The sequence below is a fragment of the Gemmata obscuriglobus genome (assembly GCF_008065095.1).
GTDB lineage: Bacteria > Planctomycetota > Planctomycetia > Gemmatales > Gemmataceae > Gemmata > Gemmata obscuriglobus.
In genome coordinates this window covers 4,810,660-4,823,502 of the sequence record NZ_CP042911.1, presented here as the reverse complement: position 1 = coordinate 4,823,502, position 12,843 = coordinate 4,810,660, and the positions used below count along the sequence as shown (strand labels likewise).

Sequence of the window (12,843 nt, the reverse complement as noted above, 5' to 3'; positions counted from 1 at the left end):
TTTCACTACGCTGCTTGATCGTCCGGTTTGGGCTTCTCGCGGAATTTCAATGCTGCCCTCAGAGCGTCCCCTGCTGCTCCCAAGTGGCTGTAGAACCGATCGATCACTGCCGTTGTGGTGTGCCCGACCAGAGCGGCCACTTGGGAGTTACTGAGTCCGGACTTCAAGCCGTCAGTTACGAACGTGTGCCTGTACCCGTAAGCGATGGCCTTCACCCCGGTCTTCTTCCTCAACTTCTTCATCGACTCGGTGATTGCTCTTCCGGTCCAGGGCACTCCCTTGTTTCCCCTCAGCAGCGGTCCGGTGGGGTACTTGACGAGTTTGCTGTGGAGCAGGTCAGCCAGTTCCGGAGTGAGGTACACTGGGCGGGGCTTTCCGGTGTGGTCAGTCTTGTGTTCCGTAATCACCACCACACGATCTTTGTAGTTGAAGGTTTCGGCAGTGATCTGTTGCAACTCCCCCGGCCTGCACCCCGTACCGTGGAGCACCACCAACACGTCACGGAAGTCTCTGCTCGCCCCTTCCAGCAACCGCTTGTGGTCCGCCTCCGAGATCAGGGCCTTGTCCGAGCGGCTGGCTGTCTTCGGTCTGGTCACCTTCTTCACGGGGTTCTTTTCGAGTTTGTCTTCCTTCACGAGCCAGCCGAAGAACGCGGACACTGACCTGAGCATAATGGCCTTGGTGGTCTGCCCCACGTCGAGATCTGCGAGCCACTGTCGGATGTGGTCTGCTGTCACTTGAGCAGGTTCCAGGGTGGGGTGGTCGTTGACAAAATCCCCAGCGTCGTACTCGTACCGGGCCACCGTGTTCGGTTTTCGGGACAGTTTGCACGCCACGAGAAACTGAGCGAACGCTTGGGGGAGAAGGACGGGTCCGGCGGTAATCGGGGGTGGTTTGGGTGTGGTCCGTAGCTTCTCGAAAGCCGCCTTCGCAGCCTCTTGGTTCCCTTTCCCCTTCACACCGAGACTGGTCAACTTGCCCTCGAACCGCACGTACCAGCAGTCCCGGACCGCACGATACCAGGGGGCGTTCTGACGGGCCATTGTCGGGTCTCCTGCAAGAGGTTGAATAGTCGCCTCCCGATCCCGACTGCCACGAAACCCTTGAAAAACAAGCAATTCCAACGATCTTAATTGCGACTCAAAATCGAGCGGGGCAACCTGTGTGGGTTCGAGTCCCACCTTGGCCACCTGAACGAATGGACACAAGGGGACTGGAGGCGACACGAGCTGCCTCTAGTCCCTTTTGCATTTTCGCTCTGCTCCCCTTTTTCACTCCTTTGCGACCACGGTGTCGTACAACCCGACGCGCGAAAGCCCTTCGTGACTTTCGATGCCGGTGTAACTCAGTGAAGCGTCCTCGTACCGGCGGAAGGCGAAGACCGCTTGGTTCATTTGCTCGGTGTTGAACACTTTCAGCCGCACAAGTAAATGGAAGTCCTTGACATCCAGGCCGGTAACGGTGCGGAACAGGTCCGGTTCGAGCTTGGTAATCACGTCTTGGAGCGTGTTCTCGCGGAAGTCGGTCAGGTACATGAAGGCGGGAATGCGCGTCGCGAACTTGATGAGCTTTTCTTGGACGAGCTTGCGCTTCGACTTGTACTCTTTTTCCTCGTCGCTGAGTTCCTTCTTCTCTTTGCTCGACAGCTCTTGTTCCTTGCCCTTGTTCTTGAGTTCCTTGACCTTGTCACTTTTGTTGATGATGGTCTCGATGATGTTGTCGCCCAGCGCGCGCCAGCCCTCAATGCGCTCAACGGCGTCCATCGCTTCGGGGCTGTCCAGCACGCGGCGCAAAGTGTCGTTGTCCACGTTCACGAGCAGCGCGCTCTCCCACTTGCGAGCCAGCAGCGTGGCCGAAGTGCCCGCCATTGCGATGTCGAGGATGCCCCCGGCGTCGATCTGGGTCATGTTCGCGCCGTCATAGGCCAGCACCGGCAGGAACGACACCAAGTCGCGAACGGCGTTCTCCGGGTTCGACTCGTTCGGCGACAGCCCGATTCCGTACTCGGAGAGCTGCCGCAGCGCGCGGGTGGGCGCGAAGTCGAACACGAAGCAGATGGGCTTGAGCACCTCCTCCTCGTTCGGGTTGTCGCCGTTCGGGTTCTTGATGCTCCACGGCGACTGCACCCGGAACGCGGACTGGAAATAGGTCTCCGGCGACTTGAGGTTGCGCAGCATCAGAATGGCCGACCACTGCGGGACCGTCACGCCCGTGGTCAGCTTGCCGCAGGAGAGCGTGATGGTCTTGGTTGTGAACCCGCTGCCGATGGCTTTTCGCACCGGCGGCAGCGCGTCCAGCCCGATGCCTGCCGACGCACCAGCCGCAACGATCACCGTGTATTCGTGCCAGAAGGTGTTGTGCTTCTCGGCCAAGAGGTTCGCCATCGCGTGGCAGGCCGCGACGTTCGGCAGGAACCAGAACGAGTGCTGAAGGTACGGTAGCAATCGCACGTCCGAATACGGAAAGGGCGGGCGGGTGCCCGTCTTCAAGTACTCGATTTCCTTCGTCATGTAACCGCCGCGGATGATGTCCAGCCACTTCTGGACGTCGCTCTTGTGCTTGAACTGCTCCGTCTCCCCCGCGCCCGTTGACTCAAAAAACGCGTTCAGGTCGAACTCGTTGAACTCGCCGCCGCTGGCAATCGCGAGCAACTCGTCCGGCATCTGGTAGGTGAGCAGGCGCATCTGGGGGAGCGCGCCGTAAGGGTTACGCTGGCCCGGGTGCTCCGCCGCGAACGCCTCCTTCGCGCGCTGCTCATCGGTGTACGTCCAGTTGAAGATTTGCTCCTCAATGAACTCACCCGTGGACAGCGCCCGAAACGGTGTGCCCGAGAGGTACAGGTACGCTCGTGTGGTGATCGGCAGGAACTCGGCTTCCTTCTCTGATAGTTCCCCGATGTCCTCGTTCACCTCTTCCAGCCCGCTGCCGTATTCGAGCTTGGTTTCCTTCTTGGCAACGGCCTCGTCCTCGCCCTCGAACAACTCCTTCGCGGTTTCACGCCACGCGCCGAAGTGGTACTCGTCGAACACCACCAGATCCCACTTAACCGCGTGGAGCCATTCGTTCTTGGCCTTGATGTTGCCCGCCGGGTCGCGGCCGAGCAGATCCTGGAACGAGCCGAAGTACACGAGCGGTTTCGAGTCGGAAACCTGCGTCGGGTCGCTGCCGGAGTGGCGCGACAGGTACTGCCAGTCGTTGAAGTCCACATGCGATTCGAGGTCCGTCTGCCACGCGTCTTCGACGGCGGGCTTGAAGGTCACCACGAGCACGCGCTTGGCGCCGAGCTTCTTCGCGAGTTGGTACGCGGTGAACGTCTTGCCGAACCGCATCTTCGCGTTCCAGAGGAACCGTGGGACGGCGTGCGGGTTCTCTCGCCAGATCGATTGAAACTGCTCGAATGTCTTGTGTACCGCGTCGGCCTGCTCCCGCCGCATTGGGAAGGTTTCGTGGTGCGTGCCGGTGTACGCCTTGCCGGTGCGCAGTTCCGCCAGAACAGTCTTCACGTCCGGGACGGAACAGCGCATCCACTCCAGTTGCGGGTTCTCGAACTTCTTTCTGCGCAGCGCCGCCCGTACTTCGTGGTCGGTGAAGATGGTCCCATCGGCGCGCTCGGCGGACTCATCCAGTTCGATCGTGTAGTTTTCGATGGCGGCGGTCTTGAGCTGCTCGGCGATGCGCTGCTTCACGTCGCGCGTGGTCTGCCCCACCTTGAGCAACCCTTTGTGCGCGTCGTCGTGGATGGCGTAGGCGTAGATGCGCGGCCTTGCTTCCGGCTTGGGCGCGAGAATCTCCGCGATGGTCTTACTCATCGTCACCCTCTGGCATCAGCCGGATCACGTTTTCGATGAACGCGATCTCGCTTTGCGTAAGTCTGTACTTCTTATACAGGGCTTCATCGGTCCATTCGCAGTCCATCGGAAGCCGTGGAACGAAGGCGAATCGCTCGCTGTACAAGTGCTGCGTGTTCGTTCGGAGCGAAACGAAAAATCGAACAAACCTCGTGCGGAGATAAGCACGAAAGTTCGTAGCTTCAGCCTCGGTGTCGAATCGGCCTGCGACAAGATACGTTTCAGTGCAAGCTGTCCCAGGTTTGCCGATCAAAATCAAAGAAAAGACTCGCCGGGTACCATTCTTGTCTGCCTGTCCACCGTGTTCGGCTGAGGTTCCAGACAGAAACACCTTCCACTGATCGACCCACTCAGCGTTTCGCGGAATCGCACCGCGCTCGATGAAACTGGTGCCGCCGTTCTGGTAGAGGAGCACTGGGTTGACCATCCCGTCGCTACTGGTTTCACCGCGATAATTCGTTCGGATGCTAAAAGGCTGAATCGGTGCAACTTGACTCGACAAGCTTTCAAATGCACCATCAGAAGTTGAGCAGAGAACCTTTTCAAGTATTGGGATCGCTTCGTTGTAGCGGACAAGGATGTCGTACTCGTCCAAGTGGCGACTGAGCGGCGGGCTGGCGATGCTGCCGTAAATGTTGGTAACGGCGCACTTACCGTTCCAAGACGAGTCCCACAGAAAATAGGAAACCCCACCAGCGATATCGACGCCCGCAAAAACCTCTCGTGAGTCCGGGTAGTCGATCAAGCAACGTAAACGCCGATCAGAAAGCATCTCCCGCCTGAATTCCTCAAGTCCACGGCCGCCCGCGAACCAGCGTGAGGGGGTGACCATCACCACATATCGCGGGTCAAGGCTCTTGGCGACCTCAACGAACTTTTGATAGATCGGCATCGCAAAACGGCCTACAGAGTCCCCGCCGCTCTGCCCAGTTGGTAAGGTGGGTTGCCGATGATGACATCGAACTGCATGTCCCCTCCGAATATCTCGGCCAGCCGCGATTTAGGATCGTCAGTGTGTAGCAGCGCGTAGGCGTGAGACTCCAGGCCGTCACCCCGCTCGTAGTCGCGCTCGTTGGCCCCGCAATAGCGGCACTTTTCGCCTTGCCAGGTGTGTTCGACCCGCTCGAACCAGACGTTGCCGGCGTCAGTGGTGAATGACTTTGCAACGGAGTGCTTACCGTTTGCGTGCTTTGAGCAGTACAGACTGCGCCGCGCGAGCAAGCTCGTCAGGTGCGTAATGGCGATGCCGAATACCTGCTTCGTCAGGACGTGATCGACGCGCGCTTGTAGGTTTGGGATTAACCCTTCTAAACCCTTGATGAGTCGACTAGCGATTTCGCGCAGGAAAACGCCGCTTTTGGTGAACGGGTCGAGGAATCGAACCTTCGGGTCGGCCCACAGGATTGCGCCGTTGTGGTCTGACGCCCAGGCCGCTTCCAGGGTGTCGAGCATCTGGTTGGCGAACGTAGGCGGAGTAAACACCTCGTCATTGGAGAGGTTCGCGATGCACGTCAGCACGTCCGGGTTGCGGCCCTTTAGCCCGAAGTCGACTTGTATGCTCATACGGCCCTCTTCGCCGTAACGCCGTAGGCAATTGCTAGTTCGCCTACGGTTGTTGGTGGGTACGTCTTATCAGGTGTAAAAATCTCGTGCTTGCCGAGGTCGGCGAAGAGCGAACCTTCCGCGCTGAAGGTCGAGGACTGTGTGAGGAAATCGAAGTGGAAATCGCGCCGCTGGAACTTCCCCTTGCCCAGGTAGCCCCACTCGGCGAACGTGATCGGCTGCTCGTCGCGGGCGCGCATCGTGAGTGCGTCCTCGTGGACGAGGTTTTGCGACAGAACGAAGAACGCGGCGCGGTAGAGTTTATAGTGGACCCCGAAAACTGGACCGCCGGTTAAGCTATACCGGAGGCCCAGGAAAGGGGAACCCATGGCGGGCAAGCGGAAGAGTCACTCGGCGGCGTTCAAGGCCCAGGTCGCGCTGGCGGCCCTCAAGGGCGACAAGACCATCAACGAACTGGCGAGTCAGCACGGCGTCCACCCGACCCTGATTCATGGGTGGAAGAAGCAGTTGCTCACCGGGGCCGAGGCCGTGTTCGCCTCGGGGGCGAAGGGCACCGGCCCCCCGGAAGACAAGACGACCGAGTTGTACGAGCAGATCGGCCGCCTCAAGGTGGAACTCGACTGGGTGAAAAAAAAATCGGCCGCCCTCGGCTGAGGCCAAGCGTGCCCGGATCGAGGCCGAGCACCCGGAGCTGAGCGTCCGGCGCCAGTGCGAGCTGATCGGATTGAACCGCTCGACGGTGTACTACGAGCCGACCCCGGAGAGCGCGGAGAACCTGACGCTGATGCGGTTGATCGACGAGCAGTACACGACGTGCCCGTTCTACGGGAGCCGGCGCCTGGCCGCGTGGCTGGGCACCCAGGGCCACGAGGTGAACCGCAAGCGGGTGCAGCGGCTGTTGCGGATCATGGGGTTGGAGGCCCTGTACCCCAAGCCCAAGCTGTCGGTCGGGTCCGGGCACAAGGTGTACCCGTACCTGTTGCGGGGCGTGGCCATCGACCGGGTCCATCAGGTGTGGAGCACGGACATCACGTACATCCCGATGCCCACCGGGTTCATGTACCTGGCCGCAACGATGGACTGGTTCAGCCGGTACGTGGTGGCCTGGCGACTGTCCAACACGTTGGACGGGTCATTCTGCCAGGACATGCTGGAGGAGGCCTTGGGCCGGGGCAAGCCGGAGGTGTTCAACACGGACCAGGGAGTCCAGTTCACGGCCGCCGCGTGGGTCGGGCGATTGGAGCGGGCCGGGGTCGCGGTGAGCATGGACGGGCGGGGCCGGTGCCTGGACAACGTGTTCGTGGAGCGCCTGTGGCGGAGCGTCAAGTACGAGGACGTGTACCTCAAGGGTTACGAGTCGGTGCCGGCCCTGGAGAGTGGGCTCCGGGCGTACTTCGGGTTCTACAACACCGAGCGGTTACACCAGTCCCTGGACTACCGCACCCCGGCTCAGGTGTATGGCGTCGGAGCCACGAAGGCCCCGACGAAACAGTAGCGAAGGATAGCAACTTTTTGGTCTAGACAATGGGGTCCACTGTAGTTCGTCCGACGCGGTCAGGCCCAAGTACTCTGCGAAGACTTCCAGCAAGTTCGCGCGGCACTCGGCGATGTTATCCGCGAGCAACTCGATGCCGTAGATACACATCAGCCCGAGTATCGCGTAGTGCCGCCGCTCGAAGTCAGACTTCGCGTACTTGAGTTCCACGGCCGCGAGTTTGCGCCGCAGCACCGGAACAAGGAAGTTGCCGCTTCCGCACGCCGGTTCGAGGAAGCGCGAATCAATGCGCTCGGTCTCATCCTTTACCAGATCGAGCATCGCGTCCACGAGCCACGCCGGGGTGAACACCTCCCCGTGGTCGGCGACGCGGTCTTTGGACTTCACCAAGTTCACGTGCGAACATCCTTGAAGGTCATCGATCACCACGCGGCCGAAGGCCCCTCAGGTGCGATCTCTTTCGCGAGGGTAACGGCGACCGCCACGCAGGTCAACAGTTACGCATTCGTCGCGTTCCATCGGCTACGAATTGCGAGTGTGGTAAGCGCTCCCCGCGGGACTCACGGGCGCAACCGCCCGACTTGCCCCTTCGCTCCAAGTCGGGCAAAAGTGCGTGGTGCAGCCTGATGTCGGGCACGATGTTCGTGTCAATGAGGCGGAAGGCCACGGCTATTCCTTGCCCCGCGATTCGCGTACGAGTTGTTGGAACCGCTCGAATTCCTCTTCCGACGCCCACAGGTGCGCACCGGCCCCGAGCAGCGCTTCGAACGTCGCTTTGCCGAGGGTGGCTTGTTTCTCGGCGATCGCGCGGAGCTTCTCGGCGGCGCCCGCGATCGGCGGGATCGGCCTCGCGCCGCCCGCAGTCGGCGGCGGGGTTTGGATGTCGGCGCTCATTTTCAGGACCCCTCGCGTGCAAAGCCGTACTGACAGCACACCCGCGCGAGCGGCGGTCAGGAGTGTGCGGTAACGGGATCGCCGAGCGAGCCGCACCCGGCGCAGAGGTTCCGGTAGGTACGGTTACGCTCTGACTACACCTCGGCCGGCTCGTCCCGTTGCGCATCGTAACGGCCTGACGCCCGCGCTCGGTAACGCCGCCTGCTACCGCGGCACGGCTACCCGGACCGCGGTGCGGTCGCTCCGCGGGATCAGGCGAGATCCTTCCCGCGAATCTGAGCTTTCAGCGTTTCTTTCAGTCGCGCCTCGACCTTCTCGTGCGCCTTGGCAATCTCTTTCTCGCCGAGGGTGCGGTCGGGCGCCCGGTAGGTCAGCGCGAACGCGAGGCTCTTGCTCCCCTCCGGCAGGCCCGCGCCGCGGTACACGTCGAACAGGCTCGCGTCGGTCAGCAGGTCGCCGCCCGCGGTCCGGATCTCCGTCAGCACCGCCTCCGCCGGGGTGGCGTCCGCGACCACCACGGCCACGTCCCGCTTGGCGGGCGGGAACGTGCTGAACGGCTTGTACCCGTACCGCGCGGGCACCGCGGCCAAGACCGCTTCCAGATCGAGTTCGGCGACCTGAACGGCGCGCTCGCCGAGGAGGAACGCCTCCGCCACCTTTGGGTGCAACTCGCCGAACGTTCCGACCGCCGCGCCGTTCACGCGGAGTTCGGCGGCGCGCATCGGGTGCAACCACGGCACGTCGCGCGTCGGTGCGAACGACACGCCGGGAATGTGCAGGTCGCCCGTCAGCCCTTCCACCACGCCCTTGAGGTCGTAGAAGTCGTACTTCGCGGGGCTGACGCCTTGCGGATCGTCCCACGCCGCGCCGGTCCGCCGACCGCACAGCACGACCGCCAGCTTCCGCGGCTCCGCCGGCAACCGCTCGCCCGGCTTCGGCAGGTACACGAACCCGAGTTCGTACAGCGCGACGCTGTCCGCCGCTTCGAGGTTCTTTTGTGCCACCTGGAGCAACCCGGGGAGCAGCACCCGGCGCATCACCGCCCGCTCCGGCGACAGCGGGTTGAGGAGCGCGACGAAGCCGCTTCCCGCTTGCCCTTCGGCCGCAGGCTGCGGCGCGGCGGGCTGGAGCTTCGCTTCCGCGTCCGCGCTGCTGAGCGAGTACGTGATCGCCTCGTTCAACCCCTGGTCGGCGAGCAGGTCGCGCACCCGGTCTTCGAGTTCGAGCGCCCGGTTGCCCTTCGGCTCGGGCAGCTCCAGCGGGAGCAGCCGCTCGGGCAGGTTGTCGTACCCGTACACGCGCGCCAGCTCTTCCACCAGGTCCGCGACCCCGGCCTGAATGTCGAGCCGCGTTTCCGGGGTGGTGACCACCCACGCGTCCTCGCCGTTCGGCTCCACCTGGAACTGAAGGGCGGTCAAGACGCGGGCCACTTCCGCGGGCGGAATGCTGAACCCGAGCAGCCGCTCGATGTCGCCTGCGTTGAGGTCGATGACCTGGCGCGGGACCGGCGCGGGGTAGCTGTCGACGACGCCGGCCAGCACCTCGCCGCCGGCGTGGTCGTGGAACAGTTGCGCGGCGCGGACGGCCGCGGTGCCGGCAAGCGCGGGGTGAACGCCGCGGCTGAACCGCGTGCTGGCCTCGCTGAACAGGTTGAACTGCCGCGCCGTCTTGCGCACGCTGACGAAGTCGAAGCTCGCGCTTTCGAGCAGGAGCGTTTTCGTGGCGGCGGACACTTCCGTTTCGGCCCCGCCCATCACGCCCGCGAGCGCGATCACGCCGGCGGCGTCCGCGATCACGAGGTTGTCCGGCGACAGCTCGCGGTCCTGTCCGTCGAGGGTTTTGAGCGTTTCGCCGGCTTTGGCAGATCGCACGGTGATCGTGGGGGCCTTGCCGCCCGCGCGGGCCACGAGCACGTCGTAGTCGAACGCGTGCAGCGGCTGGCCGTGTTCGAGCATCACGTAGTTGGTGATGTCCACGGCGTTGTTGATGGGGCGCATCCCGGCGGCGTGCAGGCGCGACCGCATCCACCGCGGCGCGTCCTTCACCGTGACGTTGCGGACGACGGTCGCGGTGTACCGGCCGCACAGCTTCGGGTCGGCGATCTCGACGTGAACCTTACCCTCCACCTTCTCGTGGCTGACGGGGACGACCGGGGTCGGGATGGTCGCGGCGACGCCGGTGAGCGCCGCGACCTCGCGGGCGATCCCGTGCATCGACAGGCAGCGGGCCATGTTGGGCAGGATGTCGAGTTCGACGACGACCTCGCCGAGCACGTCCTGAACCGGCGTGCCGGGTTCGGCGTCGGCGTCGTCGAGGATGATGATGCCCTCGCTCTCCTCGGCGATCCCCAGCTCGAAGTCCGACATGCACATGGCGTCGTTGTCGATGCCGCGGAGCGCCTTCGGCTCGAGGGTCATGACGGTCTTCTTGCCGTCCTTGCCGGTGAAGAAGTACCGCGAGCCGCGCAGCCCGAGGACGATCTTCATCCCGCTCTGACCGGGGGCGATGTTCTCCGCGCCGGTGATGACGGTTTTGGGCTCGCCGGCGCCGTAGTTGAGTTTGACGAGCTTGAGGGAGTCGGCGTTGGGGTGCTTGGTGATCTCGAGCACCTGCGCGACGACCAGCTTGTCGCGCTCCCAGACGAGCCCGGCGTCCTCGGGCTTGACGCGCAAGGTGCCGGCGGCCGGCACCCCGAACAGCTTCACGCCGGACGACTCGAGCCCCGCGATGGTGAGCCGCTCCACAAGGGCGCCGGGGTCGGCGGGGAGGGGCACGTAGTCTTTGAGCCAGGACAGCGGAACGAGCATGGCGTCGGCCTTGTACTTCACGGAGTGCGAATGCCTGACATGTTACGGGACAGCCCGCGGGCCGGCAGTGGTTCGCGGCCCGGTCGGAATCAGCATGTGGGGGAAACGATCGCGCCCGCAAACCGCCGCCGCGCGGTGCGGAATGCGGGCAATGGGGCCGATCGAAGAGATGTCCTGCGCATCCGCACCGAAGGCCCCGGCACCCCGAACCGTAATTGCCGGCCGAACGAAGGCGGGCCACGGGCCCCGCGGCAATCTACCATTGCCGCGGGGCCCGTGGCCCGGACCGATTTTCGCTTTCAGATCACGGCGCCGGCGGGGCCGGGTCACCAACGCCCACGTTATTGAGGTACGGGACGGTCGCCTGGTTGATCCGGTCGTCGGCCACATCAAGGCGGAACTTGAAGCCCATGCGGCCGAAGAAGTCACGGAAGTTAACGGCGGTCACGCCTTTTTGTTTGGTCTCGTTGATGGCCGCGCTCATGGTGTTGAGCAGCTTGGTCTTCTCGTCGCGGTTGGGGTCGGTGGCCGAGTTGATCGGGTAGTACCCCTCGACCACGTACCGGGTGCGCTCGGTCACCTGGCCCACCCACACGCGCTTCTTCATGTCGAAGTACGCGTCCACCGGGATGCCCATCTTGGTCAGGTCGCGGACCACCGTTTCGATGTCATCAATGCCGTCGCCGTTGATATCGAAGATGCCCACCAGCGCGACACGATCCGCCACACCCTTGCGCCACACGGAGTTGAACAGGAGGTCGCCGACCACGATGCCGTCGCGGACCGGGTCCAACTCGGCCCCGTAGGGGCTGTTCTGCGGGTCCGCGGACCGCTGGAACCGGGCCAAAGACAGGTTCGGCCCGAGCACCTCGTACACCTCGACCGCCCCGCGCGGGATGAACTTGTCGACCGACTTGAACCCGCCCTTCGGGTCGGGCACCCGCACGGACCGCATCCGCGACTCGCGGCCCTTCTCCTGGAAGTCGCGGGGCTGCACCGTGAACGTGAGCCCCGGGCGCACGTTCGCCGCCGAACCCAGGTTGATCTCGTACACGCCGTCGGGCAATTTCCGCAGAATCTTACCCTGCGGCTCGTCGAAGCTGAACGTGTCGCGGTCGCCCTTGTTCACCTCTTGCGCGAGGCGCTGGTTGTCCTGTTGCAGATCCTTAATGTTGGCGGTGGCCCGTCTCAGTTCGCGAGCGGCCAACTCACGAGCGTCATTGGCGTCGGTGAGATCCTTGCTCGCTTTGGCCATATCTTTTTGGTACGTCTCGGTCCGTTTGTCGAATGCGGCCACCACGTCGGCCACCTGCTTCTTCACATCGGCCGGGAACTTGTCCGACGCCTCTTTCAGTGCCGCCGCAGCGGCCTGGAGCCTCTTGGCGTCGTCGACCATCGACTGAGCCAGCTTCTGGTAGTTCGCCAGCGCCTTCTCGATGGACTCGTACAGGGTGTCCTTTCGGTTTAGCTTGGCCACCTGACCGATCAGCCCCTCGGGCGGCGGGGTGCCGACCTTGCCGTTCGCGTCGATCGCCCACAGCTCGATCTCCTTCGGCAGCCCCGCAGCGTCCGCGACGCCCGACTTCTTGATCAGGGTGTCGTTGAACTGCTTCACCTCGACCGCGATCTTGTCGTTCGGCTTGGCCTCGGTGGTGACCACCTGCACGTCGTCGTCCCGGGAGACGCCCGCAAGGATGCGGTACACGCGGGCGAGGCGCTCGGCCTCGTCCTTCGAGGTCCGCATCGCGGCGAGGTCCTTCTCCGCGTTCTTCTTGTTGTTCACGTGCGTGTCCATCTCGGAGTACGAGAGGTACCACATCACGCCGAACGCGATGGTCGTGAGCACAAAGAACACCACCGCGCAGATCAGCGGGGTGCTCGCCTCTTTGGTCTTGGCCATGAGTTTCCTCGTCGCGGTGGCCGAAGGTGCGGTCTCAAGGGTTCATGGCGCGCGGCGGGCCGCACCTTTCACTCTTTACTTGAACTTAAACGGTGGGGTGGGGGTGTCAACCGGAAACGAACCGTAACCCCGCGCCGGGCGACGAGATGTATCGAGGGCGCCGGTCGCGCCATGAACGCCATGCGAAATTGTACGCGGACCGATGTGTCCGAAGGGCGCCGAACACGCACCAGGTGGCCCCGGGGCGGTACAAGCATCCGGCAGACGCGGTGCGTTCAATCACACTCGCAAGGTTAAGGTGTAGTCAGGACAGCCGGTGTGAATTGCTCCGTGTCG

At 63.3% G+C, this 12,843-nt stretch carries 8 protein-coding genes and 2 pseudogenes; 1 reads left to right on the top strand and 9 read right to left on the bottom strand.

Translation table 11 applies throughout. From position 1 onward, the window contains the following. Window positions 1-5: 5 nt before the first annotated feature. From GobsT_RS19925 to GobsT_RS19910, 5 genes and pseudogenes are all read right to left on the bottom strand, one after another. Window positions 6-1,043 carry a tyrosine-type recombinase/integrase gene (locus GobsT_RS19925; protein ID WP_010043789.1) on the bottom strand — a complete coding sequence of 346 codons (1,038 nt, stop codon included), beginning with the start codon at window positions 1,041-1,043 and terminating at the stop codon, window positions 6-8. Window positions 1,044-1,271: 228 nt separating this feature from the next. Next, a complete protein-coding gene (locus tag GobsT_RS19920; protein WP_162542148.1) occupies window positions 1,272-3,809 on the bottom strand; it encodes a GIY-YIG nuclease family protein in 2,538 nt (845 codons plus the stop codon). After that, on the bottom strand, window positions 3,802-4,740 hold the full coding sequence (locus tag GobsT_RS38880; RefSeq protein WP_050790391.1) for an Eco57I restriction-modification methylase domain-containing protein: 939 nt from the start codon (window positions 4,738-4,740) through the stop codon (window positions 3,802-3,804). The genes GobsT_RS19920 and GobsT_RS38880 overlap by 8 nt, the downstream gene beginning before the upstream one ends. A gap of 11 nt (window positions 4,741-4,751) precedes the next feature. Further along, a complete protein-coding gene (locus GobsT_RS38875) occupies window positions 4,752-5,411 on the bottom strand; it encodes an Eco57I restriction-modification methylase domain-containing protein (RefSeq protein WP_197905132.1) in 660 nt (219 codons plus the stop codon). Then, window positions 5,408-5,710, bottom strand: a pseudogene (locus GobsT_RS19910) (SAM-dependent DNA methyltransferase); the annotation flags it as partial. The gene GobsT_RS38875 and the pseudogene GobsT_RS19910, both read right to left, overlap by 4 nt. A 67-nt stretch (window positions 5,711-5,777) precedes the next feature. On the opposite strand from GobsT_RS19910, the gene GobsT_RS19905 reads away from it, so the two are divergent. Continuing rightward, window positions 5,778-6,906, top strand: a protein-coding gene (locus GobsT_RS19905; protein ID WP_417936319.1) for an IS3 family transposase whose coding sequence is annotated in 2 segments (ribosomal slippage) — window positions 5,778-6,056 and window positions 6,058-6,906 — 1,128 coding nt in all. Because the reading frame shifts where the segments join, the coding sequence is not laid out codon by codon here. 42 nt (window positions 6,907-6,948) lie between these two features. Here GobsT_RS19905 and GobsT_RS19900 read toward each other — a convergent pair. The 4 genes and pseudogenes from GobsT_RS19900 to GobsT_RS19885 form a co-directional block, all read right to left on the bottom strand. Continuing rightward, window positions 6,949-7,302 (bottom strand): annotated as a pseudogene (locus GobsT_RS19900) (DNA methyltransferase); the annotation flags it as partial. Between the two features lie 273 nt (window positions 7,303-7,575). After that, window positions 7,576-7,800 carry a hypothetical protein gene (locus GobsT_RS19895; RefSeq protein WP_010051229.1) on the bottom strand — a complete coding sequence of 75 codons (225 nt, stop codon included), beginning with the start codon at window positions 7,798-7,800 and terminating at the stop codon, window positions 7,576-7,578. Between the two features lie 251 nt (window positions 7,801-8,051). Then, a complete protein-coding gene (gene pheT / locus GobsT_RS19890; protein WP_148087810.1) occupies window positions 8,052-10,607 on the bottom strand; it encodes a phenylalanine--tRNA ligase subunit beta in 2,556 nt (851 codons plus the stop codon). A gap of 304 nt (window positions 10,608-10,911) precedes the next feature. Further along, a complete protein-coding gene (locus GobsT_RS19885; RefSeq protein ID WP_109570988.1) occupies window positions 10,912-12,507 on the bottom strand; it encodes a hypothetical protein in 1,596 nt (531 codons plus the stop codon). Between the last annotated feature and the right edge of the window lie 336 nt (window positions 12,508-12,843).

Excerpts from the sequence above, each read along its gene's own strand:
- GobsT_RS19925 (WP_010043789.1), bottom strand. The coding sequence starts at position 1,043 with ATGGCCCGTCAGAACGCCCCCTGGTATCGTGCGGTCCGGGACTGCTGG.
- GobsT_RS19920 (WP_162542148.1), bottom strand. The coding sequence starts at position 3,809 with ATGAGTAAGACCATCGCGGAGATTCTCGCGCCCAAGCCGGAAGCAAGG.
- GobsT_RS38880 (WP_050790391.1), bottom strand. The coding sequence starts at position 4,740 with ATGCCGATCTATCAAAAGTTCGTTGAGGTCGCCAAGAGCCTTGACCCG.
- GobsT_RS38875 (WP_197905132.1), bottom strand. The coding sequence starts at position 5,411 with ATGAGCATACAAGTCGACTTCGGGCTAAAGGGCCGCAACCCGGACGTG.
- GobsT_RS19895 (WP_010051229.1), bottom strand. The coding sequence starts at position 7,800 with ATGAGCGCCGACATCCAAACCCCGCCGCCGACTGCGGGCGGCGCGAGG.
- pheT (WP_148087810.1), bottom strand. The coding sequence starts at position 10,607 with ATGCTCGTTCCGCTGTCCTGGCTCAAAGACTACGTGCCCCTCCCCGCC.
- GobsT_RS19885 (WP_109570988.1), bottom strand. The coding sequence starts at position 12,507 with ATGGCCAAGACCAAAGAGGCGAGCACCCCGCTGATCTGCGCGGTGGTG.